At 71.3% G+C, this 26,269-nt stretch carries 28 protein-coding genes and 1 pseudogene; 10 read left to right on the forward strand and 19 right to left on the reverse strand.

What is annotated here, in order from left to right:
• Nucleotides 1–7 precede the first annotated feature (7 nt).
• From EDC02_RS02565 to EDC02_RS02585, 5 genes are read right to left on the reverse strand one after another with little or no spacing between them, the layout of a single operon-like run.
• The gene (locus tag EDC02_RS02565) at nt 8–1,552 is read right to left on the reverse strand and encodes a serine hydrolase (RefSeq protein ID WP_158632032.1); all 1,545 of its coding nucleotides are present in this window, start codon (nt 1,550–1,552) and stop codon (nt 8–10) included.
• Nucleotides 1,549–2,100 carry a helix-turn-helix transcriptional regulator gene (locus EDC02_RS02570; protein WP_123604425.1) on the reverse strand — a complete coding sequence of 184 codons (552 nt, stop codon included), beginning with the start codon at nt 2,098–2,100 and terminating at the stop codon, nt 1,549–1,551. Before EDC02_RS02570 ends, EDC02_RS02565 begins: the two co-directional genes overlap by 4 nt.
• Nucleotides 2,101–2,110: 10 nt before the next feature.
• Nucleotides 2,111–2,743, reverse strand: a complete 633-nt coding sequence (locus EDC02_RS02575; protein WP_123600561.1) for a DUF998 domain-containing protein — start codon at nt 2,741–2,743, stop codon at nt 2,111–2,113.
• A gap of 20 nt (nt 2,744–2,763) precedes the next feature.
• Nucleotides 2,764–3,072 (reverse strand): hypothetical protein, encoded by a 309-nt coding sequence (locus EDC02_RS02580; RefSeq protein WP_123600562.1) that lies wholly within the window; start codon nt 3,070–3,072, stop codon nt 2,764–2,766.
• Entirely contained in the window at nt 3,059–3,376 is a 318-nt protein-coding gene (locus tag EDC02_RS02585) for a hypothetical protein (protein WP_123600563.1), read from the reverse strand. Before EDC02_RS02585 ends, EDC02_RS02580 begins: the two co-directional genes overlap by 14 nt.
• A gap of 141 nt (nt 3,377–3,517) precedes the next feature.
• Here EDC02_RS02585 and EDC02_RS02590 point away from each other — a divergent pair, with 141 nt between their 5' ends.
• Both EDC02_RS02590 and EDC02_RS02595 read left to right on the forward strand, forming a co-directional pair.
• Nucleotides 3,518–4,321, forward strand: a complete 804-nt coding sequence (locus EDC02_RS02590; RefSeq protein ID WP_158632033.1) for a Scr1 family TA system antitoxin-like transcriptional regulator — start codon at nt 3,518–3,520, stop codon at nt 4,319–4,321.
• On the forward strand, nt 4,318–4,500 hold the full coding sequence (locus EDC02_RS02595) for a DUF397 domain-containing protein (RefSeq protein WP_123600565.1): 183 nt from the start codon (nt 4,318–4,320) through the stop codon (nt 4,498–4,500). The genes EDC02_RS02590 and EDC02_RS02595 overlap by 4 nt, the downstream gene beginning before the upstream one ends.
• Before the next feature lie 79 nt (nt 4,501–4,579).
• On the opposite strand, the gene EDC02_RS02600 is transcribed toward EDC02_RS02595, so the two are convergent.
• Nucleotides 4,580–10,138, reverse strand: a complete 5,559-nt coding sequence (locus EDC02_RS02600; protein WP_158632034.1) for an NACHT domain-containing NTPase — start codon at nt 10,136–10,138, stop codon at nt 4,580–4,582.
• Between the two features lie 124 nt (nt 10,139–10,262).
• Between EDC02_RS02600 and EDC02_RS42260 the strand changes: the two genes are divergently transcribed.
• Nucleotides 10,263–10,388 (forward strand): hypothetical protein, encoded by a 126-nt coding sequence (locus tag EDC02_RS42260; RefSeq protein WP_255499772.1) that lies wholly within the window; start codon nt 10,263–10,265, stop codon nt 10,386–10,388.
• A gap of 134 nt (nt 10,389–10,522) precedes the next feature.
• On the opposite strand, the gene EDC02_RS02605 is transcribed toward EDC02_RS42260, so the two are convergent.
• Nucleotides 10,523–10,786 carry a Txe/YoeB family addiction module toxin gene (locus tag EDC02_RS02605; RefSeq protein WP_123600567.1) on the reverse strand — a complete coding sequence of 88 codons (264 nt, stop codon included), beginning with the start codon at nt 10,784–10,786 and terminating at the stop codon, nt 10,523–10,525.
• The gene (locus tag EDC02_RS02610; RefSeq protein ID WP_123600568.1) at nt 10,783–11,058 is read right to left on the reverse strand and encodes a type II toxin-antitoxin system Phd/YefM family antitoxin; all 276 of its coding nucleotides are present in this window, start codon (nt 11,056–11,058) and stop codon (nt 10,783–10,785) included. Before EDC02_RS02610 ends, EDC02_RS02605 begins: the two co-directional genes overlap by 4 nt.
• A gap of 108 nt (nt 11,059–11,166) precedes the next feature.
• On the opposite strand from EDC02_RS02610, the gene EDC02_RS42265 reads away from it, so the two are divergent.
• Nucleotides 11,167–11,301 (forward strand): hypothetical protein, encoded by a 135-nt coding sequence (locus tag EDC02_RS42265; RefSeq protein WP_255499773.1) that lies wholly within the window; start codon nt 11,167–11,169, stop codon nt 11,299–11,301.
• 45 nt (nt 11,302–11,346) lie between these two features.
• On the opposite strand, the gene EDC02_RS02620 is transcribed toward EDC02_RS42265, so the two are convergent.
• The 11 genes and pseudogenes from EDC02_RS02620 to EDC02_RS02670 form a co-directional block, all read right to left on the reverse strand.
• Nucleotides 11,347–11,895, reverse strand: a complete 549-nt coding sequence (locus EDC02_RS02620) for a tyrosine protein phosphatase (RefSeq protein ID WP_233605699.1) — start codon at nt 11,893–11,895, stop codon at nt 11,347–11,349.
• A gap of 157 nt (nt 11,896–12,052) precedes the next feature.
• Nucleotides 12,053–12,565 (reverse strand): ribonuclease HI, encoded by a 513-nt coding sequence (gene rnhA / locus EDC02_RS02625; RefSeq protein ID WP_199757482.1) that lies wholly within the window; start codon nt 12,563–12,565, stop codon nt 12,053–12,055.
• Between the two features lie 30 nt (nt 12,566–12,595).
• The gene (locus EDC02_RS02630; protein ID WP_123600570.1) at nt 12,596–13,402 is read right to left on the reverse strand and encodes an IclR family transcriptional regulator C-terminal domain-containing protein; all 807 of its coding nucleotides are present in this window, start codon (nt 13,400–13,402) and stop codon (nt 12,596–12,598) included.
• 29 nt (nt 13,403–13,431) lie between these two features.
• Nucleotides 13,432–13,863: pseudogene (pcaC, locus tag EDC02_RS02635) on the reverse strand (4-carboxymuconolactone decarboxylase); the annotation flags it as partial.
• Nucleotides 13,864–13,948: 85 nt separating this feature from the next.
• Complete coding sequence (gene pcaD, locus EDC02_RS02640; RefSeq protein ID WP_123600572.1) at nt 13,949–14,767, reverse strand: 3-oxoadipate enol-lactonase; 819 nt, start codon at nt 14,765–14,767, stop codon at nt 13,949–13,951.
• On the reverse strand, nt 14,767–16,194 hold the full coding sequence (pcaB, locus tag EDC02_RS02645) for a 3-carboxy-cis,cis-muconate cycloisomerase (protein WP_123600573.1): 1,428 nt from the start codon (nt 16,192–16,194) through the stop codon (nt 14,767–14,769). The genes pcaD and pcaB overlap by 1 nt, the downstream gene beginning before the upstream one ends.
• On the reverse strand, nt 16,169–16,756 hold the full coding sequence (gene pcaG, locus EDC02_RS02650; RefSeq protein ID WP_233605700.1) for a protocatechuate 3,4-dioxygenase subunit alpha: 588 nt from the start codon (nt 16,754–16,756) through the stop codon (nt 16,169–16,171). The genes pcaB and pcaG overlap by 26 nt, the downstream gene beginning before the upstream one ends.
• Complete coding sequence (pcaH, locus tag EDC02_RS02655; RefSeq protein ID WP_123600575.1) at nt 16,753–17,499, reverse strand: protocatechuate 3,4-dioxygenase subunit beta; 747 nt, start codon at nt 17,497–17,499, stop codon at nt 16,753–16,755. The genes pcaG and pcaH overlap by 4 nt, the downstream gene beginning before the upstream one ends.
• 35 nt (nt 17,500–17,534) lie before the next feature.
• Nucleotides 17,535–18,260, reverse strand: a complete 726-nt coding sequence (locus tag EDC02_RS02660; protein ID WP_123604427.1) for a CoA-transferase — start codon at nt 18,258–18,260, stop codon at nt 17,535–17,537.
• Between the two features lie 38 nt (nt 18,261–18,298).
• Nucleotides 18,299–19,138 carry a CoA transferase subunit A gene (locus EDC02_RS02665; protein WP_123600576.1) on the reverse strand — a complete coding sequence of 280 codons (840 nt, stop codon included), beginning with the start codon at nt 19,136–19,138 and terminating at the stop codon, nt 18,299–18,301.
• 36 nt (nt 19,139–19,174) lie between these two features.
• Nucleotides 19,175–20,398 carry a 4-hydroxybenzoate 3-monooxygenase gene (locus EDC02_RS02670; RefSeq protein ID WP_123600577.1) on the reverse strand — a complete coding sequence of 408 codons (1,224 nt, stop codon included), beginning with the start codon at nt 20,396–20,398 and terminating at the stop codon, nt 19,175–19,177.
• A 154-nt stretch (nt 20,399–20,552) separates the two neighbouring features.
• Between EDC02_RS02670 and EDC02_RS02675 the strand changes: the two genes are divergently transcribed.
• From EDC02_RS02675 to EDC02_RS02700, 6 genes are all read left to right on the forward strand, one after another.
• The gene (locus tag EDC02_RS02675) at nt 20,553–21,515 is read left to right on the forward strand and encodes an ABC transporter substrate-binding protein (RefSeq protein ID WP_123600578.1); all 963 of its coding nucleotides are present in this window, start codon (nt 20,553–20,555) and stop codon (nt 21,513–21,515) included.
• Nucleotides 21,512–22,381, forward strand: coding sequence for an ABC transporter permease (locus EDC02_RS02680; protein WP_123600579.1), 870 nt, complete (start codon nt 21,512–21,514; stop codon nt 22,379–22,381). The genes EDC02_RS02675 and EDC02_RS02680 overlap by 4 nt, the downstream gene beginning before the upstream one ends.
• A complete protein-coding gene (locus EDC02_RS02685) occupies nt 22,378–23,154 on the forward strand; it encodes an ABC transporter permease (protein WP_123600580.1) in 777 nt (258 codons plus the stop codon). The genes EDC02_RS02680 and EDC02_RS02685 overlap by 4 nt, the downstream gene beginning before the upstream one ends.
• A 63-nt stretch (nt 23,155–23,217) precedes the next feature.
• Complete coding sequence (locus EDC02_RS02690) at nt 23,218–24,015, forward strand: ABC transporter ATP-binding protein (RefSeq protein ID WP_123600581.1); 798 nt, start codon at nt 23,218–23,220, stop codon at nt 24,013–24,015.
• A gap of 39 nt (nt 24,016–24,054) precedes the next feature.
• Entirely contained in the window at nt 24,055–25,260 is a 1,206-nt protein-coding gene (gene pcaF, locus EDC02_RS02695) for a 3-oxoadipyl-CoA thiolase (protein WP_123600582.1), read from the forward strand.
• A gap of 186 nt (nt 25,261–25,446) precedes the next feature.
• Nucleotides 25,447–26,268: an SAM-dependent methyltransferase gene (locus EDC02_RS02700; protein ID WP_123600583.1), complete on the forward strand. Its 822-nt coding sequence runs from the start codon at nt 25,447–25,449 to the stop codon at nt 26,266–26,268.
• The last annotated feature ends 1 nt before the right edge of the window (nt 26,269 follow it).

Here is a 26,269-nt window from a genome sequence, read left to right on the forward strand (position 1 = left end):
GTTGAGCTCAGGCCAGCAGCAGGGTCAGGGTGAGCGCGACGGTGGTGACGGTGACGGTGGCCACCAGCCCGGTCCAGCGCAGCCACGGCCGGCCGGACCCGGTCACCTGCAGCCGTCGCCAGCGCAGCACACCGGCCGCCACCCCACCGGCGGCGAGCCCGGCGGCCACCGCCCACCAGCCGGCCCACACGTCGTGCCAGGCACCGGCGAGGTACCCGATCAGCAGGTAGAGCAGCGCGGTCGACGCCGAGCCGATCACCTTGAGCCGGTCGGTGACCGGCAGCCACCGACGCCGGCCGCCGAACGCGGTCGCCGCCGGGGTGGCCGCGGCGGCCAGCAGCAACACCACGGTGACGCCGATCAGCAGCGGCCCGGCCCCGGCGGCGTCGCTGTCGCCGGCCACCCCGAGCAGCGCCAGCCCGATCGGCTCGACACCCTTGTCGGTGTTGCCGAGCACCACCACGCCGTCGCCGGTGGCCGGGTCGAAACCGACGTACGAGCGGAAACCGCCGGTCCCGCCGTTGTGCCAGGTGACCGCCCGACCGTCGTACGTCGTCGTGAACCAGCCGTAGCCGATCCGGCGGGTGTCGTCGTCGGCGGTGAACCGGGGTTGGGCGGCGTCCGCGCCGGGCGCGGAGCCGTCGAGCAGCGCGGTGACCAGCCGGGCCAGGTCCGGGGCGGTGGACCACAGGCCGATGCCGGCGCCGGCCAGCCCGGAGCCTTGCCACGGGTCGGTGGTGCGGCCACCGGCGGTGGATCCGGTCGCCGCACCGGCCGGCGGGTCGGCCCCGTCGAGGGAGTAGCCGGTGTCGCCCATGCCGAGCGGGTCCAACAGCCGCCGCTCGACCAGCGCCGGGTAGGAGCCGGCGTCGGCCTCTCCAACACTCCCGGTCTGCTCAGCCAGCGCGATGCCGAGCAGCGCAGCCCCGAAGTTGGAGTAGTGCACCTCGCCTCGACCGTCACCGACCCGGGCGCGGGTCAGCGCCGCGCGGGTCCGGTCGACGTCCAGGCCGGCGTACGGGTCGGTGCCGCGCAGCGCCCCCAGCGTCATGGTGAGCGTGGCGGCCGGCCCGACTGTCGGCAGCCGGGGCAGCCCGGACCGGTGGCTGGCCAGCTCCGCCAGGGTGATTTCACCGACCGCCGGGTCGGCGAACTCCTGACCGGGCAGCGCTTCGGCGAGCGTCGTGTCGCCGTCGACCTGCCCGTCGCTGATCTGGTCGGCCATCAGCATCCCGGTCAGCGTCTTGCCGATCGAGCCGATCTCGAACGGGGTGTCCGGCCGTACCGGCTCGCCGTCGCGGCCGGCCAGACCGGAGGTACGGTCGCCGAGTCCGGCGACCCGTACCTGCCCGTCGCTGATCCGGGCCACCGCGAGACCCCGGTAGCCACCAGGGTCGTCGATCACCGCGCGGACCTCGGCGGCGAGCGCGAGGTCACCGGTGTCGGCGTCGCCGAGGCGGGCCGGCCACGGCGCGATCAGCGCGGCGAGCAGCCCGCCGACGACGGCAACGGCCGCCGCGACGATCAGAGCGCGGGTACGGACCGGGGTCACCGGTGTGCTCCGGACAGGACGATCAGCAGGGGGACGACCCGTTCCGGCGGTACGGCGTACTGCCCCCGGGCCGACGTGCGCAGCCAGCCGGCGCTGACCAGTTGCCGCAGGTGGTGGTAGAGCTGACCGGTGGTGCCGAGCCCGTCGACCTCGGCCAGGGCGGCGACGGTCCGGGTGCCGGCCAGGATCTGCCGGACCAGCAGCAGCCGCACCGGGTGGGCGAGCGCGGTGAGGGTGTCGGCGTACCCGGTCCAGTCGGCGTCGAGCAGGTCGTCGACGGTGTGCCCGTACTGCCAGTCGTAGTGCTCGCCGGTCGGCAGGGTGACGGTGCCGGTGTAGAGCACCGCGCCGGGGGTGCCGCCGACCTGGGCCTTGAGCCCGTCGAGCGCCCAGAACGGGTTGCCGGTGTCCGGCCCGGCGGTGTCGGGCCCGGTGCCGGGGTCGGCGGTGGGCCCGGCGGTGGGCCCGGCGGTGGCGAGACGCGTGACGAGGTCCTGCACGGTCCGCTCCAGGGCGGCGACCCGCTGGGTCAACTCCGGCTCAGTCATCATCCCATTATTACGTAGTTACGTAATTTCTGCAATCGGAGTAGGTCGGATCGCGGATCACCTGTCCTGCCGTCGCCACGCACCACACCACGATCAGCAGCAACAGCAGCCGCTCCAGCGTGCCGACCAGCAGCCCGCCGCCGATCAGCAGCATGCTCAGCCCGACGGCGGCGGACAGCGGCAGCGCGGCGGCGGCCCCGAGCAGCGCCAGCCGACGCAGCGGGTAGGTCGACACCGGCGACCAGAACACGGCGATCATCGCAAAGACGCAGCAGGCGACGGCGACGATGCTGGCCCCGCCGTGCACCAGGTCGGTCACGGTGACCGGATCGTGTGGCGGCAGCGGGCAGCCGTCCCGGCAGGAGACGGTCGCCGAGACCGTCGTCGCACCGGCCCCCGCGACCAGCAGCCAGGCGGCGGCGCGGACCGCGCGCAGCGCCCCGGCGAGCAGCAGCAGGCTCACCGCCAGGGCGAGCAGCCCCGACTGGTACGCCACTACATAGCCGCCCTCGCCGACCCCGGACTCGCTGACGTACCCGCGCAGTCCCGGACCGGGACCGGCGACCACCGCGACCGTCACGGTCACCGCCCCGCCGACCGCGCCGACCGCCGCCCCGACCGCCCACCACCTGGTACGCCTCACCTGCTTACGGTGTCACGTGGTCACGGCTCACGTGGCTGCGGATGTGCCGGTGGTGCCGGTGGTGCCGGCCGGGTGTGCCGGACCGGCCGGATCACCGCCCCCGGCCGCAGCAGCGCCACCAGCCGCGCCTGGATGTGTCGGGTGACGCCGTCCCGGCCGTCGTAATTGATCTGTGCGCCGATCAGCTGCACCCATCGAATCCCGTCTTCGATCGACACGTCGCCCACGTGCTGCACCCGCAGTCGGAGCGCGCCGATCCCGTACCGGTAATCGGTTTCCGACATCTTGATCACGTCGCCGACCTCGACCGGAAGATCACTGTTGCTCATTGTCGTCCATCCTTTCCGGCACCATTTCCGGTGGTTGCAGGCCGTGTAGTTGGAGTACCGCGCGGACCCTTCTGGCCGCTGGATCCCGGTGCCGGTCGAGGTAGGCCAGCGCCTTGCGGAACGGCCGGCAGTACACCTGCCCGCACGGCAGACAGCCGTCGTTGCGGCGGGGCATGTGCCGGGTGACCAGGCGTCGGGCGTGGGTGATCACGTCATCGTGTGCGGTGGTGTGCTGCGGGCCGGCGTTGCCGGGCAGCCGGCGTAGTTGCCGCGGTAGTCCGCCGATCCCGTCGTTTCTTGGCATCCGTTGACCTCCCGGGTGGAGTGTCGAGTGGAATTTCACTCCACTCCACCCTGGACTTCTCCAGCCGGTCAGTGGAAGATAGGTCAGCGGCAATCCGCACCCATCTGCCGAACAATCACCTGTATCCGAAAGGTGTGCACCGTGAATACACTTCCGGAAATCCTCCGTCAGCTGCGCAGCGAACGCTCCGTCACCCAGGATCAGGTCGGTGAGGCGATCCTGGTCTCCGGCTCGCTGATCGCCGCCTTCGAGCAGGGCCGGCTGGTCCCGCAACCGGACACCGCCGCGCGGCTGGACCAGTTCTTCGGCTCGGGCGACCGGGTCCGCAAGGCGGCGGCCGAGGCGGCCGAGGCCCGTGAGCTGGAGCGGGAGCGGCGTCGGATGGCCCAGGCGGTCTGGTTCCGCCCGTGGGTCCAGCTGGAGGAGTCCGCCACCGCCCTGCGGTACTACGAAGCGTCCCTCATCCCTGGCCTGCTGCAGACCGAGGAGTACGCCCGGTCGGTGCTGGACAGCGGCCTGCGCAGTCAGCGCGAGGTCGACGAGCAGCTCGCCGTCCGGATGGAGCGCCAGTCCGTCGTGCTGGGCCGCGAGGACCCGGCGATCTGCGTGTTCATGATGGACGTGGCGGCGTTGCGCTCGGCCCACCCGGCGATGGCCAAGGCCCAGCTGGAGCGGCTGCTGGCCGACTCGGAGCGCCACCGGACCTTCGTGCACGTGGTGCCGGACGGGGTCGGCATGCACATCGGCCGGTCGGTGTCGTTCGTGCTCGCCTCGCTCGACAACGGCGCACTCGCTGGATACATGGAGGATATTTTCGAGGGCCGGCTTGTCACCGCGCCGGCGCGGGTGACCGGGCTCGATCGGGCGTGGCACACTGTCAACGCGCTCGCCCTGAACGCGGCCCAGTCCCGGGATCTGATCAGGCAACAGTTGAGGGAGCTATGACCACCGAGCCGATGTGGCGCACGTCCCGCCGCTCGAACGCCTCCGGCGGCAACTGCGTCGAGGTCGCCGACAACCTGCCCGGCCGGGTGCTGGTCCGCGACTCCAAGGACCGCACCGGCGGCACCCTGGCCTTCGACCCGCCCGCCTGGTCCGCCTTCGTCGCCACCGTCAAGCGCTGAGCCGCACCCAGCCGCCGGGCGTACCTCCGAGCCCGCCGCCGCTCGTCGGCTACCAGGCAGCAGGCCGGGCCGGGGTGGGCTATGACTGGTCTCCCTGTTGGGGGATCCAGCCCGAGCCGTTGGCGATGGAAGCTACGGACCGGTGCAGTCGGCGGCGGGCGCGCGGGTCGAGGTGGTCGCGGTCGAGCGTCTGGAGTGCTTCGCGGGCGGTGCGCTGGTGTGAACGCACCGTCTCGGCCAAGGCTTCGGCCGCCCATCGCCGGTGATCGAACGGGCATTCGTCGTCGCTGATCACCTTGAGCAGGCGGCGGGCGCATGTGCCCGCTTCCGCGAAGTCCATCTCGGGGATCGCGGCCAGCGCCATGAACCGCACGTACGGATGTGCTGCCGGGTTGTCGGCCAGCTGGCGCATCGTCGTCGTGGCGGCTGCGTGGTCCGCCCAGACTCCCGTGCTGCCGAGCGCCCGCGCAGCGGTCAGGATCGTGTACGGCTTGGCGCCCGGCAGCGCCAGCAGCTCTTGCATGCGCATGGACGCCGACGGCTCCCGCGGGCATAGGCGAACGGCCGGCTCCGGACCGTCGGTGCGCAGCACCGCGACAGCTGCTGCCAGGCGATCGTCCGGGGCGGCATCCAGTTGCAGAAGGCGTGCCCAGGTCTCCGCACGCTTCGGTCCGGGCGCGTCGAGCAAGGTCTGACCGGCGAGCACCCGGAGGTAGCCGGGCGTGCCTGGGTTGTCCAGCAGGTCGTGGAGCACGTCGTGTGCCGGCCGCGCGGCGGTGCCCGATTCGAGGCCTAGCAGGATGGCGGCCGCTCGGATTCGGACGATCGGGGGCAGGTCGGGGTCGGCGGCGATGCCGGTCGCCTCGGTCACCACTCTGCGTACGGTGTCCGGGAGCATCCGAGCCAGTAGGGCGAGCAGCGCGGCCCGGCGCGCCGGGGTGGGTTCCGAACGTTTGAGGATCTCTTCTGTCGCCAGGCCAGCGCGAAGTCGCTGAACGGGCGTGCCCGCAGCCAGCGTTTGCGTGATCTCGATGACGGTGTCAAAGGGGGTGTCGCTGGCGGTCAGCAGCGCGAGGAGTTCGGTGAAGGGCTCGTCCTGCTCCGGATCGATTGTCGCTATGGCCAGTTGGACGGTGGTCCGGGTGGTCCTGCTGTCGGCGGCGGTCAGCATGCTGCGGAGCCGGTCAAGGGTGTCCGCCGTGGTGCCCGGCACCTCGTCTGCTCGCCGCACCAGGGCGGCGCAGCGGTCAGCCAACGACAGCCGGTCGTCACACGACTCCGCGAGGAACGACAGGTCGGCGTGCCGGAGTCCGTGCGGGCCGCCGTCTTTGGCCAGGATGGCTCGGGCCTCGCGGCGGCGGCGCCAGGTCTCCTTGCTGTCGCCGGCGACCGTCGCGAGCGCCGCGCCGGCCTCGGCTCTGCTGTGGACGACCTGGTAGAGCAACCGGGCGGCGTCGATCGGATCGATCGGTGGTGGCACCAGGTCGTCATGCGGCGGGCACAGCGCGGCATGAAGTACTTCTACAGCGGGTATGCGGTGCGCCGGCGACAGGTCGAGTTGCAGTTCCAGAACTCGGGCTCGGTCCTTCGGCGTCGCGGCGGGTTCGTCCAGAATTCGCTGGATGCCGGTCAGCGCTGCGGATTCCTCCTCCGGGAAGGCCATGACGGCGGTGGTGACCGCCGCCGTTGTCGGCGGCCGGGCCGCCAGGGCGGCCCGGACCGCTGTTTCGGCACCGTCGATGCGGGCCAGTCGACGGCCGGTCTCGGGCGGGACATAGCCGCTGAGAGGATATGGCCGCGCCAGCGATCGAAGAAGTAGGTCACCGAGCGCCCGCTGCACGGCCGTGTCGCGCCCCCACTGCGAGCGGAACAGAATCTCGGCTGTGCGTTGGGCGTCGTAGACGGAAGAAAGTGTGGTCCACAGCAGATCGTCTGCCAGCTGCAGTGGGGGAACGTGCCGGTCGTCCCCGTGGTGCAGGAGTACCTGGAGCGCCTGTACCCGGTACTCGATCGGCTCGTATCGGTCGGAGAAGAACGACAGCAGCCCGGTGCGGTACCTGCCGGTTCCGTTCGTTTCGGTTTGCGCCAGCCAGGCAAGGGCGTTGACGCGTTCCTCGTTCGGGGCGTGCACGTCTGCCGCAGCCGGCTCCAACACCTGAGCGGCATCGGCCACCGCTCGGTTCTCCGCGAGGCTGATCGCGATCCAGCGACGATCTTGTAGGTCGTTGGTCCGCTCCGACAGCATGTCCCGTAACAGTGCCAGCCACTCCGCCGCCCGTTGAGGCGCGCAGTCGATGAGTAGCGGGATCACGTCGACTCGCCATGTCGGACTTATGTGCGGATTTCGCGCATATGACTCCAGGACCCCGAGGGCGGAAGCGTGCCGGCTGACCAGCTCGCTGTATGCATTGAACAGCCACCGCCGCTGCGAGGGCGGGACGTGGACATCGAGAATAGCTTTCGTCGCTGCGGCACTGTGCAAGGGGTTGTCCATCAGGGCAAGCGCCGCATCGAGACGTGCTTGCACCCGTGTCGACGACCCGACCATCAATCCTTGGAGCAACGACTCGACAACCGGGTCGGGACGATACGCGCGTATGTAGCGCGCCGTGGCGCTCACGGTCTCATCGGGCAGATCGACCTCAGGGCTCGCAAGAAGCCGTTTCAACTGCCGATCGGACTCGGCGGCGACTGGCAGAGAACAGTCGCTGGACAGTGCGATGAGGCTTGTTGTCTCCTTGACGGTCCATGAGCGGCCGGCGGCGACCCGCAGGACGTCGTCCGCATCGGGCTGGAAACGAGGGTCGAGGTCGACGGCTGAAGCTCGGATGCGGGACACCTCGGCGGTGTCGAGCGTTGATTCGTCGGTCAGGGTTTCGATCGCATCCGCGATCCGATCCCGCAGGTCACGTTCGATCTCCCGCAAAAGCCAATATGGCACGAAACCTCGGGTCGACCTGCCGCTGTCATACAGCGCGCGACATATCGCTTCGACCACCTCGGGCCAGTGTTCCTCGCCTACTCGTGCCAGGCTTACGGCAGCCTGTATGCGTATGTCAGGATCGACGTCGTCAGCGGATGACAGGTGGCGCAGGCACCGGATCCCGTCCGGGCGATACTCCGGCCCCAGTTCGGTCAACAGTCGCGCGGCCTGGATTCGTTTGCCGTCCTCGATGTTCATCTCGGACAGGAAATACGCGCAGCGACCAGCGATCTCGGCCCGGCAGGTTCGATCGACGGCGAGTATGGTCTCCGCTGTCCTGGTCAGCTCGGAGACGTTGAGGTCCGGCTTGTCGAGGGTGAAGCGAAGCTCGGCGAGGATCAGCTGACGGGATGCGTCGTCCCACTCGGCCAGGGCCTCCGCCGCCACCCGTCGTTCGGACGGTTGCGCGGCGACATCGCCGAGGGTTTCCCGCATGAGCTGGAGCGCCCGGTCCCTCGGATCGCCTTCCCGGTCGATGAGGTGGCTCGCGACGGCGACCCGCTGCGAAATGGTGCCGCCGGCCTTCGGCAGAGCGTCCGCCAGCAGCCCCGCGAGCTCCGCCTCCTGGTCCGAGCCGATGTTCTCCAGAGCGATCACCGAGGCCAGCCGCGCGGTCAACGAACCGCCCTCGCCGGCTTCGGCTAACAGTTCTGCCTCCAGCGCCGGCCGTCGTGAACGATCCCGGTCGGCGAGCAGGGCGGCGAGGGCGGCCCACGCCGCCGAGCCAGGCTCCGCGATTTCGACGTGCCGGGTGAGCCAGCCGACGAGGACCGGGGTGACTGGGAAGCGGCGTAGCGGGGCGACCAGTTCGACCGCCTCGGGCGGCGAAGCCCCCCACAGTTGGTCGGGGAGCGAGTCCAGACATGCGGCGAGCTGCGGGTCGGAGGCCGCTGCGCCTTCGGCGACCAGCCGCACCGCGGTGGCCCGCTCGGCTGCCCCACCGCTGAGCAGCCAGCTCAGCAGGTCCCCGTCCTCTGGATGGAACCTGGTCCATCTGATCAGTACCGCCATCGCGCCCGGCTCGTCGCGGACCGCGAGGTGCAGCGCGCGGCGCCATCCCGTGTCGTCCGCGCCGAAACGGTCCGGCAGCTCGGCGGCGAACCGCCGAGCGGCGAAGTGCTCGGCGAACGTCAGGTGGATGAAGTCCGGTCCTGCGTCCCGGAAGCTGAGCAGTCCCGTGCTGAGCAGCACCTCGGATATGAGTTCCGCCATGTCCTCGGGCGGTCTGCCGCTGACCGGACCGGCCTCGCGGCGCAGCCACTCCATAGCGGTCAGGACCAGCGAGCGGCGGCTGCGCACCCGTACCACCGCGAGTTCTTCGACCAGGTCGTCCGTGCGGTCGCAGAGCGCGGCAACCAGCTCGGAGCTGTCGCTGTCACCGTCCAGCGTGGTAATCAGTGCGGTGCGGGCCGAGGTACGGCGGGCCGCGTTGTGCTGCCGGAGCCAGTGCAGGTAACGCTCGTAGAGGTCGTGGCGGTTGCGAGGCAGGCGGGAGTCAGGATCGTCCGCGTACACAGTGATCGCGATGGTCGCCATCAACGGCACCGCCGCCACTTCGTGTAGACCGGCCGATGCGACCTGAGACAGGAAGCCAGTGGCCTGATCGGCGCCCTCCGGCGACGGACCGAACCAGCGATGGGCGAACTCGGCGAGCATCCGCCGGTCGAACGGCAGCAGCGTGTAGTGGCCGATCGCTCCAGCGCCGAGCATCGCCGTGGCGTGCCCGGCCAGCGGCCGGGTGGTGATCAGCAGACGCCACGGGCGGTCGTCGGCGGTCGTCCATCCGGACAGCACCGCCATGAAAGTCTCCCGCTCATCGCTCGGGACCTCGTCCAAGCCGTCGATCACTATCAGCCACTCGGCGCCGTCGACCGGACCAGCGAGCAGCGCCGGATCGACCGAGTCGCGGGCGGCCATGCCGAGGCCCTGTGACGCGGCCGCCGCCAGTGCCTCTGGCCACTTCTGGCCAGCGTGGGCGGCCAGCGATCTCGCCGTGACCAGCAGCGGCAGCAGCGGCTTCGCCGACAACCGACGCCCGTGCTCGTCGGCGTGCAGCCAGGCCCTGGCCAGCTGACGACAGATCTGCGCCGCCGTTGTCGACTTGCCGGTGCCGGGACCGCCCTCGATCAGCAGATGGCGGTGCTGGTCGAAGACCTTCTCCAGCGGACGGCGCACCGGTATCACCCGAGGGCGCTCGTCGAACGGAAGGAACAGCCGCTCGTCGGCGAAACGGCTCAGCCGGCGCCGCCGTTCGTCGGCGCGGCTCTCAGCGGACTGTGGCTGCTCCACCCGCTGCTGAACGTAGACGGTGGACACCTCGTTCCGCCGGTTGCGCAACAGCCGGCTCGGTGACCGGTCGGCGGCGGCCTCGATGTCCTGGAGCAGCCGCCACACATCGTCGCGGAGCGGACGGCGGCCCCAGGCGGTCCGCTGCCTCCGAGTCCGCACCGGTGACGTAATCGTCCGGCCCTGACGCACAGCGATTACGGCCGCGCCGAAGGCGAGGACCCCGATGAACATCGCGACGACGCTCGCGAGCTGATCGGCGCGCTCCAGGCCGAGGCGGCTGAGGATTACGGCGAGGCCGCCCAGGAGAAGTGCGGTGAGGGCCAGGATCCCGGCGGCGACGAGTCGTCCGGACGAAGGGGTTCGCACTCGGTCATCATCCCAAGCGAACGCACCCATCAGTGTCCGTCACTTACAAGACCCGCAGGTTTCGCTCCTGCCCCAGCAGCCAGTCCTGCACGGCGTGTGCCGTCTTACGGTCCACATTCCGGTGATGATGTGCTCGATCTCGCCGAAGACCAACGGCGAGATCACCGTTGCTAATGCCACCCTGGAGCAGGCGATCGACAACCCGGACCACCAGTTCGAGTGGCTGTGTTGGCCGACAGCTGAACGCTGACGGTGACGACGGAACCCCGGGTCCCCCTGGGTTCCGTCGAGCCCTGTCGCGTCGGGAGGTGTGGGCTCACCCGCGACGACATCCGCACCTGGAGGCTGTCGTCAGCGTGCAATGCCCGGCCACGGCGAGACCGGTCAGTCGCTGTAGTGGTACCGGGCCTTGATGATCTTTACTTCCTTCTCGTCAGCCCGGTACACCAGGCGGTGTTCGTCATCGATGCGCCGTGACCAGTAGCCGGACAGGTCGCCTTTCAGGGGTTCCGGCTTGCCGACGCCGGTGAACGGGTCACGCTGGATCTCGCCGATCAGGCGGGTGATCCGGCGGGCCTTCTTCCGATCCGAGGCGAGCCAGAAGAGCAGGTCTTCCCATGCGTCGGGATCAAAGTTGACCCCCCTCACTCCTCGCCCCCAGCCATCTCCCGTAGCTCATCCATGGTCTTGGCGATCGAGGGGCCGCCCGCTCGGTCCCGGGCGACAGCTTCCATGAGCCGCCTCGCGTTCGCGGGAGACCGAAGCAGGTACACGGTCTCTTGCCAGGCGTCGTAGTCTTCCGCCGACATGAGCACCACGTCCCCGCTGCGCGAGCTGATGCGTATCGGGTTGTGGTCGTCGTTGACCCGCTCGATGAGGGGGAACAGGCGCTGCCGCGCCTCGCTTGCGCTGATGGACATGGTTGCGCTCCTTCCAGCCGGTACAGAAATACCGTACCACTGTCGTACCTAAAACTTGTACGACTTGCCGGTGCCGAGGTTGGCCATCATCGCGGCCGGGTAGCGATCGTGCTGGACTGCGAGACGTTGGTGACCCCGGATCTGGGTCAGGAGCTGGTGGTACTGACACTGGCCGACGCCGAGTCCCGCGAGCGCCTCGACCTACTGCGGGTGCTGGGCACCGAGGAGTTCCCGGTCAGCTGACCGGCCGGGTCCGCCACCAAGGAAATGCATGCGGTAGTGGTCAAGCTATCGTTCGAGCTGCTCCGGCCAGCGTCGCTGCTGGTCGGTCTCCGGCACCGTCACGCCCCGGACCTCCCCGATGATCTGCCAGACCCTGCCAGGGTCGGTGCCCAGCCGGATGAGACAAGCCGCTGCGATCAGTGAGGCCCGTCCGATGCCTGCGCGGCAGTGCACCGCGACGTGACGCCCATTCCTGAGCCGGCTGTGCAGGAGGTCGAGCAGCGGCCGTGTCAGCGCATGGTCGGGAACGCCGAAATCATCGATCGGGAAGCCGTGAAACTCCAACCCGGCGTGGACGGCGGCGAGGCCCTCTCCGGACAGGCCCAGTTCAACGGCCTCCGCAGAGGTAAGCAGGCAGACAAGGACGTCGACACCGGCGACGCGGAGAGCGGCCATCTCGTCTTCGAGCCAGTCGTCGCCGCGCGGCCGAGGCATCGTGCTCAACTGGCCAGGTGGCGGCGTCGGAATGCGGTACAGCGTGGGCGTGAACGGCATGTGATCAGGTAGCCCTTCGGGACGTAGGCGCTCGGCGGCCTGATGCCACAGGTGAATCAAGATGCACCTGTGGCATCACGTCATCGGACATACCCTGGGGTACCGGAAGCCGGCACCGGCGAGCAGGTGGTGCACGACACCCCGCTCGAACACCGTCGCGGGCGTACCTCGATCTCCATGACGCCTATCCTGCCGCCGTCCACCGAAACATGGTCGGTCAGCTGCGGTGCGGTGCGGTGCGGCGACGCGGCTGCGGCACCGGGACGCCGGCGGCCTCCAGCGCCTCCCGCTGACCGCGCGCGGCGAGCCGGTCGGCGCGCTCGTTCTCCACATGGCCGGCGTGGCCCTTCACCCAGTGCCAGACGACCTCGTGGTGGCGGGCGACGGCCGCGTCGAGCTCCCGCCACAAATCCTCGTTCTTGACCGGCTCGCCCGCCTTGGTACGCCAACCGTTGCGTTTCCAGTTCGCCATCCACGACATCACGCCGTTGCGGACGTACGTGCTGTCGGTGTAGAGGTCGACGGTGGACGTCCGGGTCAGCGCGGCCAGCGCCCGGATCGGGGCGGTGAGCTCCATCCGGTTGTTCGTGGTCGGGCTGGCCTCACCGCCGCACAGCTCCTTCTCGGCCTCGCCGTAGCGCAGCAGGGCACCCCAACCGCCCGGCCCCGGATTGCCGCTGCACGCGCCGTCGGTCCAGATCTGCACCCGTGTCGTCTTCAGCCCCGCCACCCGGACAACCTACTGGCGGGTGCGGCGCGGTCAGGCGCCGGGCAGCCGGGTGGCCCGGCCCGGCGCGGCGATCCGCAGATCGGCTTCGATCTTGGCGGCGGTGGCCAGCAGGTGCGGCAGCAGTTCGCGGCGGATCGACTCGACGGTGTTGCGGCTGGCGTGCACCGAGATGTTCACCGCGGCGACCACGGTGCCGGCCCGGTCCCGGATCGGTGCCGCCACCGACCGCAGACCTTCCTCCAACTCCTGGTCGACGATGGCGTACCCCTGGGCGCGGACCCGGTACAGCTCCGCCCGCAACGCCGCCATGGTGTGGACGGTACGGCCGGTGAGCCGGTCCAGCCGGCTGCGCTCCAGCCGGATGATCGCCTCTTCCTCGGGCAGGTGCGCCAGCAGCACCCGGCCGACGGAGGTGGCGTACGCGGGGAACCGGGTCCCGACGTTGATCGACACCGTCATGATCCGCGACGTCGGCACCCGGGAGACGTAGACGATCGAGTCGCCGTCCAGCACGCACACCGACGACGACTCGTGCACCTGGGCGACCAGCCGTTCCAGGTGCGGTTCGGCGACCTCGGGCAGCGAGATGCTGGACAGGTAGGCGTAGCCCAGCTCCAGCACCCGGGGGGTGAGCGAGAACATCCGCCCGTCGGTGCGGACGTAGCCGAGGTCGACCAGGGTGAGCAGGAACCGGCGGGCGGCGGCGCGGGTCAGGTCGCAGATCCGGGCCACCTCGCTGAGTGTCAACTCAGGATGCTGGGCGTCGAAGGCGCGGATCACGGCCAGGCCACGCTCCAACGACTGCACGAAATGAGCTTCCCGCCCATGCTCGGTCATGATTCTCCTGAGGTGATGGTCGCCGAACCCTAACCGGGTTCCACCGTGCCCGGATCCGCCGATGATCTTGTTACGGTGTCGGGGATCCGACCATCCGGTTCCGGGTTCTCGGCCAGCACCCGCTGTGCCACCGCGTACGCGCTGTTCGCGGCCGGCACGCCCGCGTAGACCGCGGTGTGCAGCAGCACCTCGTTGATCTCCTGCGCGGTCAACCCGTTGCGCAGCGCGGCCCGCACGTGCATCGCCAGCTCGTCGGTGCAGTGCAGGGCGGTCAGTACGGCGAGTGTGACGCAGCTGCGGGTCCGCCGGTCCAGCCCGTCGCGGGTCCAGACGCTGCCCCACGCGTACCGGGTGATGAAGTCCTGGAAGTCGGCGGTGAACTCGGTCGTGTTGGCCACCGCCCGGTCCACGTGCGCGTCGCCGAGGACCGCCCGGCGTACCGCCATCCCGGCGTCGTACCTCGGATCCGGCGACGGCGACGGCGACGGCGAGGTCCGGGGATCCGACGACGGCGACGGCCGGGGATCGGGCGACGGGGTCGTGGCGTCAGCCGGCGGGTCGGTCGGCATCGCCGGTCACCTCCTGTCCGGTGAGATGCGTCAGGATCAGCTCGGAGACCTGTTCGGCCTGCTCCACGCTGGCCAGATGCGCGGCGTCGGCGACGATCCGCAGGGTGGCGTCGGGGATGCCGGCGACGATCGTCTCGCTGTGCGACGGCGGGGTGGCCGGGTCGTCGGCTCCGGCGATCACCAGGGTCGGCGCGGTGATCCTCGGCAGCAGCCCGGTCAGGTCCATCTGTCCGATCGCGACGCAGCATCCGGCGTACCCCTCGGCCGGGGTGGCCGCGATCATCTCGCGGGCGGCGGCGAAGACGTCGGGTCGCCGTACGGCGAACCCGGGGGTGAACCAGCGGGCCGCCACCGTGTCGGCCACCACCCCGGTGCCCTCGGCCCGCACCGTGGCCGCCCGGTCGGCCCACGCCTGCGCCGGGCCGAGCAGCGCCGAGGTGCAGCAGAGCACCAGCCGGTCGACCCGGGCGGCGGCGTGCCCGGCCAGCCACATCCCGGTCATCCCGCCGAGGGACACCCCGGCCACGTGGACCCGGTCCAGCTCCAGGCGGTCCAGCAGGGCGAGCACGTCGGCCCCGAGATCGTCCAGACTGTACGGACCGGGCGGTACCGGGGAGCGGCCGTGCCCCCGGGTGTCGTAGCGCAGCACCCGCAACCCGGCACCGGTGAGCACCGGCACCTGCGGATCCCACATCGCCCGGGTGCTGCCCAGCGAGTTGGCCAGCAGCACCACCGGCGCACCGTCGGGTCCGACGATCTCGTGGTCGACCGCCACCGGGTGGCTGTCGGCGGTCATCAGCGGTCCTCCTGAGTCGGTCGGCTGCGGTGGGCGCGCAGCGCCCGGTCGATCAGTTCGCCGTACGCGCCGAGGTAGCCGGCCGGGTCGAGCAGCTCGGCCAGCTGCGCCCGGCTGAGTACCGTGCCCACCTGCGGGTCGGCGGCCAGCCGCTCGGCCAGCCCGGCGGCGGGCCCGCTGGTGACCGCCACCTTGACGATCTCGTTGGCCCGGTGCCGGCCGAGCTGCCCGGCCAGCGCCCCGCTGACCCGTTCGGCGAGCAGCGCCCCGCCGGTCAGGTCGAGGTTGGCCCGCATCCGTACGGCGTCCACCCGCAGCCCTTCCAGGCAGGTACGCAGCCAGTAGGCGGCCGAGCCGACCGACTCCAGCAGGTGGTTCAGCGCCCGCCACTCGGCGTGCCAGCCGCCGGCCGCCCGCTGGTGCTCCTGGGTCATCGCGGCCAGCAGGGTGGCGACCAGACCGGGGGCCTGGCCGGCGCAGGCGACGGCGGTGACGGCGGCGACCGGGTTGCGTTTGTGCGGCAGGGTCGACGATCCGCCGGGGCGTTCCTCGGCCAACTCGGCGACCTCGGTCTGGGCGTGCAGCGTGACGTCGCGGGCGATCTTGCTGATGCTGCCGGCGGTGCCGCCGAGCACGCCGGCCAGCTCGGCCAGCCGGCTCCGGTCGGTGTGCCAGGGCAGCGGCGGGGCGGCCAGGTCGAGCTCGGCGGCGAGCCGGTCGACCAGGGCCGGGCCGGCGGCGCCGAACGCGGCCAGGGTGCCGGCGGCGCCACCGAGCTGGACGGCGGGGACCTCGTCGCGGACGGTGCCCAGCCGGCGGGCGGCGGTGTCCAGCGCGGTCAGCCAGCCGGCGGCGACCAGTCCGAAGGTGGTCGGCAGCGCCTGCTGCAGCAGGGTCCGGGCGGGCAGCAGCGTGTCCCGGTGCGTCTCGGCCAGCCGGGCGGCGGCCGAGGCGGCCCGCCGTACGTCGTCCAGCATCGGCCCCAGCGCCCGGCGGACGACCAGCATGGCGGCGGTGTCCAGGATGTCCTGGCTGGTGGCCCCGGCGTGCACGTACCGGGCGGTGTCCGGTCCGACAGCGGCGCGCAACGCGGCGACCAGCGGCACCACCGGGTTGCCGGCGCCGGTCGCACCCGCGCCGATCGCCGCCGGGTCGAACCGGTGGTCGCGGGCGGTGGCGGTGATCGCCTCGGCGGCGGCCGCCGGCACCGACCCGCAGGCCGCCTGGGCGCGGGCCAACGCAGCTTCGGCGTCGAGCATGGCGCGCAGCCAGGCCCGGTCGTCGACGGCGGCCCGGACCCCGCCGGCGGCGAGCAGCGGGTCGAACAGACCGACCGGCTCGGGATCGTCGACCGGCACCTCGTCGTCGACGGCCCGCCGACCGTCGATGGTGGACTCCGGGTCAGACGGCGAAAAAAACGGTTTCATGCTCGCCCTGCAGTCGGATGTCGAACCGGTAGCCGTCCGGCCCGGCGGTCGCGATCAACGTGCCGCGTCGAGCCTGCGGCAGCCCGGTCAGCACCGGGTCGGCGGCGTTCGCGTCGGCCTCGTCCGGGAAGTAGATCCGGGTGACGACGCGGTGCAGCAGGCCACGGGCGAACACCGACACGGCGACGTGCGGGGCCTGCGGCTGCCCGTCCGGGCCGGGCACCGGCCCTGGCTTGCGGGTGCGCACCGCCCACCCGCCGGTCTCGTCGGTGGGGCAGCGGCCGAAGCCGCGGAACCCGGCCACCGCGCCGCGCGGATCGTCCGGATGGTCGAACCGGCCCTGCGGGTCGGCCTGCCAGGTCTCGATCAGACCGTCCGGCACCGGGTCGCCGGCGCCGTCGAGGAGCCGGCCGCGCAGCCAGATCCCCGCCGGGTCGGTCTCGTCGACCACGAACGGCCCGTCCGGCCAGGGCAGGCCGATCCCCAGGTACGGCCCGACGGTCTGCGCCGGGGTCAGCCCGGTCTGCCGGTCCCAGTCCGACGCGGTCACGCTGGTCGTCACGATTCCTCCATCGGGGTCGCTTCGGTGCCGCGCAGCACGATGTCGAACCGGAAGCCGAGCGCCCATTCCTCGACCGTGTTGGCCAGGTCGAAGCTGGCGATCAGCCGTTGCCGGGCGGCCGGGTCGGGGATCGAGTTGAAGATCGGGTCGTAGGCGAACAGCGGGTCGTCGGGGAAGTACATCTGGGTGACCAGCCGCTGGGTGAAGGCCCGACCGAACAGCGAGAAGTGGATGTGCGCCGGCCGCCACGCGTTGACGTGGTTGCGCCACGGGTAGGCGCCGGGCTTGATGGTGACGAACCGGTAGCGGCCCATCGAGTCGGTCATCGCCCGGCCGACGCCGGTGAAGTGCGGATCGAGCGGTACGTCGTGCTGGTCGAGCTTGTGCAGGTAGCGCCCGCCGGCGTTGGCCTGCCAGACCTCCACCAGGGTGTCCGGCACCGGCCGGCCGTCGCTGTCGCGGACCTGGCCGTGCACGACGATCCGCTGCCCCTGCGCTTCGCCGTCGCCGCTGCGGCTCAGGTCGGCGTCGGCTGCGGTGACCCGGCCCTCGCCGAGCAGTGGGCCGGTGATCTCGGTGAGCGTCTGCGGGAGCAGCACCGGCGACTCGGCCGGGGCGCGCAGCACGGTGGACTTGTAGCCGGGGGAGAGCAGCGGCGGGTGCACGGCGGCGTCGTCGCGCCGGTAGCGCGGCAGGAGCAGCCCGCCGGGGCGGTCGGCCCGTACGGGCGTGGTGTCGGGCATGACGGTGCCTCCTTGGTCAGCTCTTCCCGCCGGGGTCAGGGGTTCAGCAGTTGGCGCAGCGCGGTCAGCTCCTGCGGGGTGGGTTCGTCGGTGGTGGTCAGGTCGGCGGCGACCTTCAGCGGCCAGCCGGTGGCCGCCACGGCCTGCTCGACGCCCACGCCGGGGTGCAGCTGGGTGAGGGTCAGCTCGCAGGTGGCCGGGTCCGGGCGCAGCATGCCGAGGTCGGTGATGACCAGGGTGGGACCCCGGCCACGCAGGCCGAGGCGTTGCCGGTCGCCGGGGCCTGCGCCGAAGCCGACCGAGGTGACGAAGTCGACCCGGTCGACGAACGTACGCCGGCTCTGCGGCACGATGACGATCACCTCGCCGCACGAGGCGGCGATCTCCGGGGCTCCGCCCGCGCCGGGCAGCCGTACCTTCGGGTCGGTGTAGTCGGTGCCGATCACCGTGGTGTTGATGTTGGCGTACCGGTCGATCTGCGCCGCGCCGAGGAAGCCGACGTCGATCCGGCCGGGCTGCAGCCAGTAGTTGAAGATCTCCGGCACCGAGACGACCGTGTCGGCGGTCTCGGCGAGCACCCCGTCGCCGATGGACAGCGGCAGCCGACCGGGCTTGGCGCCGATGGTGCCGGACTCGTAGACCAGCACCAGGTTGGGGGAGTGGGTCCGTCGGGCCAGGTTGGCGGCGGTGCTGGGCCGGCCGATGCCGACGAAGCAGCGGGCGTCGTCGCGCAGCGCCCGGGCGGCGGCGACGGTCATCATCTCGTCGCGGGTGAACCCCTCGACAGACTGCGGCTCGTTCACTCGGCACCACCGTACGTCGGATCGGTCCCCGCCGGGGCCAGGACGTGTTCGTCGAGCCACCGGGTGAAGGTCTCCCGGTCCCGGCTGATCTCGTCCCACTGCTGGTAGTAGTCGTTGGCCCGGTCGCTGTAGTCCATCGCGTACGACGGGTGCGCCCCACCGGGCACCTCGGCGACCCGGGTGACCGCCCAGCCGGGCAGCACCACCGCGCCGGGGCGGGGGGTCAGCTCGTCGGCGATCTCCTCGACGGTGACCAGGGACCGTGCGGACGCCAGCACGACCTCCTTGTGGACCCCGGTGATGCCCCAGATCTGCACGTTGCCGTGCCGGTCGGCGCGTTGGGCGTGCACGATGCCGACGTCGGGGTTGAGCGCCGGTACGGCGGTGAGCACCTCGCCGGTGAACGGACAGCTGATCGGCGCGATGGTCGGGGTGCGGTCGACGAGGTCCGTGCCGACGTAGCCGCGGAGTACGGCGAACGGCAGGCCGGCGGCGCCGGCGACGTACCGGTTGGCCATCCCGGCGTGGCTGTGCTCCTCGATCTCCAGTGGTCGGGGCCAGCCGCGCTGCACGGCGTCGCGGAACCGGTGCAGCGAACCGACGCCGGGGTTGCCGGCCCAGCTGAAGATCAGCTTCTTGGCGCAGCCGGCGCCGATCAGCTGGTCGTAGACGACGTCCGGGGTCATCCGGATCAGCGTGAGGTCGCGTCGGCCCTGTCGGATGATTTCCTGCCCGGCCGCGGTGGGGATCAGGTGGGTGAATCCCTCCAGGGCGACGCTGTCGCCGTCGTGGACCAGGTCGGCGACAGCGTCAGCCAGCGAGGAAATTTCAGCCATGCATCATTCCCGGTGCGTGTGATGAACAAAAGTTCGCTAAGCGAACGGTACGGCCGGGGTCGCGGGCGTGTCAACGCGGCTGCTCCAGTCCAGCGGCAGCCCCACGTAGTTCTCCGCCAGGGTGGTCGCCGCCGCGGTGGAGGTCGTCACGTACTCGAGTTGGGCCACCTGGAGCCGGTGGCTGAACTCGTCGGCGTCGGTGGGCCGGTGCAGCAGCCCGGTCATCCAGGACGAGAAGTGCTGGACCCGCCAGATCCGGCGCAGGCACCGGGCCGAGTACTCGTCCAGCCCGGTCCCGCGTCCCTGACGGAACCAGGTGGTCAGCGCCTCGGCCAGGAAGCGGACGTCGGCGACCGCCAGGTTCAGCCCTTTCGCGCCGGTCGGCGGCACGATGTGCGCCGCGTCGCCGGCCAGGAACAGCTGGCCGTAGCGCATCGGTTCGGTAACGAAGCTGCGCATCGGGGTCACCCCCTGCTCCAGGATCGGGCCCTCCTTCAAGGTGAAGCCGTCGTTGGTCGCCAGCCGGGTGTGCAGCTCGTCCCAGATCCGCGCGGTCGGCCAGTCGCTCAGCTCGGTCCCGTTGGGCACCTGCAGGTAGAGCCGGGTCACCTCGGGGCTGCGCATGCTGTGCAGGGCGAACCCGCGTTCGTGCTGGGCGTAGATCAGCTCGTGCGCCGAGGGGGCGGCCTGGGCCAGCACCCCGAGCCAGCTGAACGGGTAGGTGTGCTCGACGGTGCGCCGGGCCGAGGCGGGGATGCTGCCCCGGGAGACCCCGTGGAAACCGTCACATCCGGCAACCACCAGGCAGTTCAGTTCGCGTATCGTGCCCTCGTGCGCGAACCGGATGACCGGGGCATCGCTGTCGATCCCGGCCAGCTCGACGTCGGTGACATCGAACAGGATCTCACCGCCGGCTGCCAGCCGGGCGGCGATCAGGTCCTTCACCACCTCCTGCTGACCGTAGACGGTGATCCCTCGCCCGCTGGTCAGCGCGGCCAGGTCGATTCGTCGGCTGACGCCCTCGAAGCGCAGCTCAAGGCCGGTGTGCACGAGTCCTTCGCGGCGCATCCGGGCACCGACGCCGGTGTCGGCGAGCAGCTGCGCCGTGTCGTGTTCGAGCACCCCGGCCCGGACCCGGCTCTCCACGTACGCCCGGCTGCGGGTCTCCAGCACGACCGAGTCGATACCCTCCAGATGCAGCAGATGGGAGAGCATCAAGCCTGCTGGTCCCGCTCCGATGATGCCAACCTGGGTTCGCACGACGCTCCCTCCACCTGCCGGATTGGCAGGGACTTTTCCGATATGTGACATTGACGTGAGCCCTCGGCGGGCCGTACGTTCATCATAAGAACCACCGTTCGGTCAGCGAACACCCCTGACCGACTCAACCTCAAACCCATCCCCTGGAGGTCCCATGCGACGGCCCCTCGTCGCCCTCACCCTGGCTGCCGCGCTGCTGGTCACCGCCGCCTGTGGTTCCGACTCGTCCACCGACGAGGCCGGCGGCACCGACGACGTCACCGACGTCACCGTCGGCATCATCCCGATCGTCGACGTCGCACCGATCTACCTCGGTGAGGAGAAAGGCTTCTTCGCCAAGCGCGGCATCAACCTGACCATGGAGAGCGGCCAAGGTGGCGCCGCCATCGTCCCCGGCGTGGTCAGCGAGCAGTTCCAGTTCGGCTTCAGCAACGTGACCTCGCTGCTCAGCGCGCAGACCGCCGACGTGCCGGTGCAGATCGTCGCCAACGGCGTGGCCTCGACCGGCAACCCCGAGGCCGACTTCGGCGGCGTGGTGGTCCGCGAGGACAGCCCGATCCAGACCCCGGCCGACCTGGCCGGCAAGAAGGTCGCGGTGAACACGCTGAAGAACATCGGCGACACCAGCGTCCGCGAGTCGGTGCGCAAGGCCGGCGGCAACCCGGACGACATCGAGTTCGTCGAGATGGCGTTCCCGCAGATGCCGGCCGCCGTCGCCAACGGCGACGTCGACGCCGCCTGGATGGTCGAGCCGTCGCTCGCCATCGCCAAGGACGCCGGTGGCCGGGTGGTCGCCTGGAACTTCGTCGACACCGCCCCGAACCTGACGGTCGCGGTCTACTTCACCAGCACCAAGCTCGCCCAGGAGAACCCCGAGCTGGTCGAGAACTTCCAGGAGGCGATGGCCGAGTCGCTGTCCTACGCCAACGCACACCCCGACGAGGTGCGTACCGTGCTGCGCAGCTACACCGACATCGACCAGGCGATCCTGGACGCGATGACGCTGCCGATGTGGCCGGCCGAGATCAACCGGGCGTCGATCGAGCGGGTCGCCGAGCTCGGTCTCGCCGACGGTGTCTTCGCGTCCGAGCCCGATCTGGACGCGCTGCTGCCGTGACAGCGGTCGACAACACCCCGGTCGGGGCCGGCTCCGCCGGCCCCGACCGGGGCACGTCAGCAGCAGCCCACCGGGCCGTACCGAGCCGGCGCCGTCGGCCGCCGACGGCGCTGCTCGGCGTCGCCGGCCTGGCCGGTCTGCTGGTCCTGGTGCAGGTCCTCCCGTCGACCCCGCTCGTCTCGCCGCGCTACCTGCCGCCGGCCACCGAGATTCTCGCCGCCCTGGTCGAGCTGCTCGGCGACGGCGCCTTCTGGTCGGCGCTCGGCGACACCCTGACCGGCTGGGCGATCGGCCTGGCCATCGCGGTCACCGCCGGCATCGTGCTCGGCGTACTCATCGGCTCGGTGCCGGCGCTGCGCGCGGTCACCGCCTCGACCATCGAGTTCCTGCGGCCGATCCCGTCGGTCGCGCTGATCCCGCTCGCCGTGCTGCTCTACGGCACCGGTCTGGAATCCACCCTGCTGTTGGTCGTCTACGCCGCGTTCTGGCAGGTGCTGGTCCAGGTCCTGTACGGCGTACAGGACGTCGACCCGGTCGCCGACGAAACCGCCCGCAGCTACGGCCTCGGCCGGTGGGCCCGGATCCGCCACGTCATCTGGCCGACCTCGCTGCCGTACGTGATGACCGGCGTGCGGCTCGCCGCCGCGGTCGCCCTGGTGCTGGCGATCACCGCGGAACTGGTCATCGGCGCACCCGGGCTGGGCAACCGGATCGCCGTCGCGCAGACCTCCGGCGCGGTCGACCTGATGTACGCCCTGGTGGTGGTCACCGGGCTGCTCGGCGTCGGGATCAACCTGATCGCCCGGGCGGTCGAGCGGCGGGCACTGTCCTGGCACCAGTCGATGCGCGGCGAGGTGATCGTGTGACCGGGGTGCTGAAGCGGGCCGGGCTGGTCGTCGCGCTGCCGGCCGTGCTGCTTGCCGTCTGGTGGTTCAGCAGCGCCGGCAGCACCAGCTTCTACGCGCCGCCGCTGAGCAAGATCCTCGGCACCTTCGCCGAGACCTGGACCGTCGAGCGCCTGCGGGCCGACGTGCTGCCCAGCCTGCTGCGGCTGGCCGCCGGTTACGCGGTGGCGGTGCTCGTCGGCGTCGCGCTCGGCGTACTGGTCGGCAGCATCCGCACCGTGCGGGCCACGCTGGAACCGGTGCTGGAGTTCTTCCGGGCCATCCCGCCGCCGGTGCTGGTGCCGATCATCATGCTCTTCGCCGGCATCGAGAACACCATGAAGATCGTGGTGATCGCGGCCGGTTGCGTCTGGCCGATCCTGCTCAACACCGTCGAGGGCGTGCGCGCCACCGACGAGGTGCTCTCCGACACGGCCCGCTCCTACGGCCTGACCGGTCCGGCCCGGCTGCGGCACCTGGTGCTGCCGGCGGCCAGCCCGCAGATCGCCGCCGGCATGCGCCAGGCCCTGTCGATCGGCATCATCCTGATGGTGATCAGCGAGATGTTCGCGGCCAGCAACGGTCTCGGGTTCACCATCGTGCAGTTCCAGCGCACCTTCGCGATCCCGCAGATGTGGACCGGCATCCTGCTGCTCGGTCTGCTCGGCTTCGCCCTGTCGGTGCTCTTCCGCTTCGTCGAGATGCGGGCGTTGGCCTGGTACCACGGCCTGCGCCAGGCGCAGCGCAGCTCTTGACCCGCTGCCCGGCGCGGCCGCCCGGCGTGGCGGCGCCGGAAACGATAGAGAGGTAACGAGCCCATGCTCGATGTCCAGGGCCTGCGCAAGGTCTACGACGGGCGGCAACGCCAGGTCGAGGCGGTGCGCGACCTCACCTTCACCATCGACGACGGCGACCTGGTCTGCCTGGTCGGCCCCTCCGGCTGCGGCAAGACCACCCTGCTCAAGTGCATGGCCGGGCTGCTGCCGCCGACCTCCGGGGAGGTCCGGCTGCGCGGCAGGCCGATCACCGGGCCGCCGCCCGGCATGGCGGTCGTCTTCCAGGAGTACGGGCGCAGCCTGTTCCCGTGGATGAGCGTGCGGGACAACGTCGAACTGCCGCTGCGGCAGAAGCGCATCGCCCGGGGCAGGCGTCGGGAACTGGTCGATGAGGCGCTCGCCGCCGTCGGTCTGGCCGACACCCACAACGCCTACCCGTGGCAGCTCTCCGGCGGCATGCAGCAGCGGGTGGCGATCGCCCGCGCGGTCGCGTACCAGCCGGACGTGCTGTTGATGGACGAGCCGTTCGCGGCGGTCGACGCCCAGACCCGCGCGGACCTGGAGGACCTGATCCGCCAGCTGTGGCAGCGGCTCGGGGTGACCATCCTGTTCGTCACGCACGACATCGACGAGGCGGTCTACCTGGGGCAGCGGGTGCTGATCCTGTCCTCGTCGCCGACCGTGGTGCAGGAGAGCCTGCGGATCGACCTGCCGGACGCCCGAGACCAGCTGCACACCCGCGCCGAGCCGCGCTTCACCCAGCTGCGCGGGCACGTCTACGAGCAGATCCAGGCGGCCAAGCGGGGGCAGCGACCACCCGCCCAGGCCGGCCGGGCCTGACCCTTTCCGCCGGCCCTGACCTTTTCGAGGAGAACCGAGATGCCCGTCGCCTATCTCGTCGCCGGGGTGCGCACACCGTTCGGCCGGTACGCCGGGGCGCTCGCCCCGGTGCGTCCGGACGACCTGGCCGCACACGTGATCCGCGAACTCGTCGCCCGGCATCCATCGGTCGACTGGGACGCCGTCGACGACGTGGTGCTCGGCTGCGCCAACCAGGCCGGCGAGGACAACCGCAACGTGGCCCGAATGGCGGCGCTGCTGGCCGGCCTGCCGACCGGGACCAGCGGCACCACGGTGAACCGGCTCTGCGGCTCCGGGCTGGACGCGGTGGCGATCGCCGCCCGCTCGGTGGTAGCCGGCGAGGCGGACCTGGTCGTCGCCGGCGGGGTGGAGAGCATGAGCCGGGCGCCGTTCGTGCTGCCGAAGGCGGCCACGGCGTACGGGCGTACCGCGGAGATCCACGACACCACCATCGGCTGGCGGCTGGTCAACCCGCTGATGCGGGCCGGCTGGGGCACCGACTCGATGCCGGAGACGGCGGAGAACGTGGCCGCCGAGTACGGTGTGGAGCGGGCCGCGCAGGACACCTTCGCGCTGCGGTCCCAGCAGCGGGCCGCCCAGGCCCAGGGGAGCGGCCGGTTGGCCGCCGAGATCGTGCCGATCGAGGTGCCGCAGGGCCGCAAGGGCACGGTGACCGTATCGGTCGACGAACACCCCCGGCAGACGTCGCTGGAGAAGCTGGCCGCCCTGCCGACGCCGTTCCGCGCCGACGGTACGGTGACCGCCGGCAACTCCTCCGGGGTCAACGACGGCGCGGTCGCGCTGCTGGTGGCCAGTGACGCCGCCGTCCGGCGGTACGGTCTCACCCCGCTGGCCCGGGTGGCCGGCGCGGCCACCGCTGGCGTCGAGCCCCGGGTGATGGGCATCGGGCCGGTGCCGGCCACCCGCCGGTTGCTCGGTCGGCTGGGTGTCGAGCTGTCCGAGGTGGACGTCGTGGAGCTCAACGAGGCGTTCGCCGCGCAGGCGGTGGCGGTGCTGCGGGAGCTGGGTCTGCCGGCCGAGGCGGAGCACGTCAACCCGAACGGCGGGGCGATCGCCCTGGGGCACCCGCTCGGGGCCAGCGGGGCGCGGCTGGCGCTGACCGCCGCGCTGGAGCTCGGGGTCCGCGACGCCGACCGGGCGCTGTGCACCATGTGCATCGGGGTCGGGCAGGGCATCTCGCTGCTGCTCGAGTCGGCCAGCTGAGATAGTGCCGATCCGGTGGGCGGGTGTCGGGCCGGATCAGGGCAATGTCGTGAACCTGCCAACGGTGCACATTCCACCGTCGCGGCGTTAGCATGGGCCGGCGCCCGGTGCGGACGGCTGGTGCCCGTGCCGACCCGCCCGTCACGGCTGGGCCGACGCGGACGTCGCGAACGAGCTGGAGGCAGGATGACGGAGCAGGCCAGTGGAGTCCCGGCCGGAGTCGACCTGAGCCGCCCCAGCGCCGCCCGGGTGTACGACTTCTTCCTCGGCGGGGCCCACAACTTCGACGTGGACCGTCAACTCGCCGAGCAGATCGCCGCGATGACGCCGCACCTGGCGGAGACCATGCGGGCCGGTCGGGCGTTCCTGCGTCGGGCGGTGCGGGTGCTGCTCGCCGATGGCATCGACCAGTTCCTGGACATCGGCTCCGGCATCCCGACGGTGGGCAACGTCCACGAGGTGGCCCACGCGGTCAACCCGGCGGCCACCGTGGTGTACGTGGACATCGACCCGGTGGCCGTGGCGCACAGTCGGAGCATCCTGGCCGGAGTGGGGCAGGCCGCGGTCCTGCAGGCCGATCTGCGCGAACCGGAGGCGATCTGCGCGCAGGCCGCCGCGACCGGGCTGATCGACTTCACCCGTCCGGTCGGCGTCCTGCTCGCCGGGGTAGCGCACTTCCTGCCCGACGCCGACGATCCGCAGGGCGTCCTGCGGCGGCTGCGGGCGACCGCGGCGGTCGGCAGCTACCTGGTGATCTCCCACGCCACCTACGAGGACCAGCCGCCGGAAGTGCTGGCCGCGCAGCGGTTGTCGGCCCGGACCGACACCGAGATCACGTTGCGCTCGCGAGCCGAGGTGACCGCGATGTTTGGTGACTTCACCATCGTCGATCCAGGAGTGGTCCACCTGCCACTGTGGCGGCCGGACACCGCCGCCGACGTGGACGCCCACCCGGAGCGGTTCGGCGCCTTCGGCGGCGTCGCCCGCCTGGACGCCGCCGCGGTCTGAC

Origin of the sequence: Micromonospora sp. Llam0, from assembly GCF_003751085.1 — a bacterium.
GTDB lineage: Bacteria > Actinomycetota > Actinomycetes > Mycobacteriales > Micromonosporaceae > Micromonospora_E.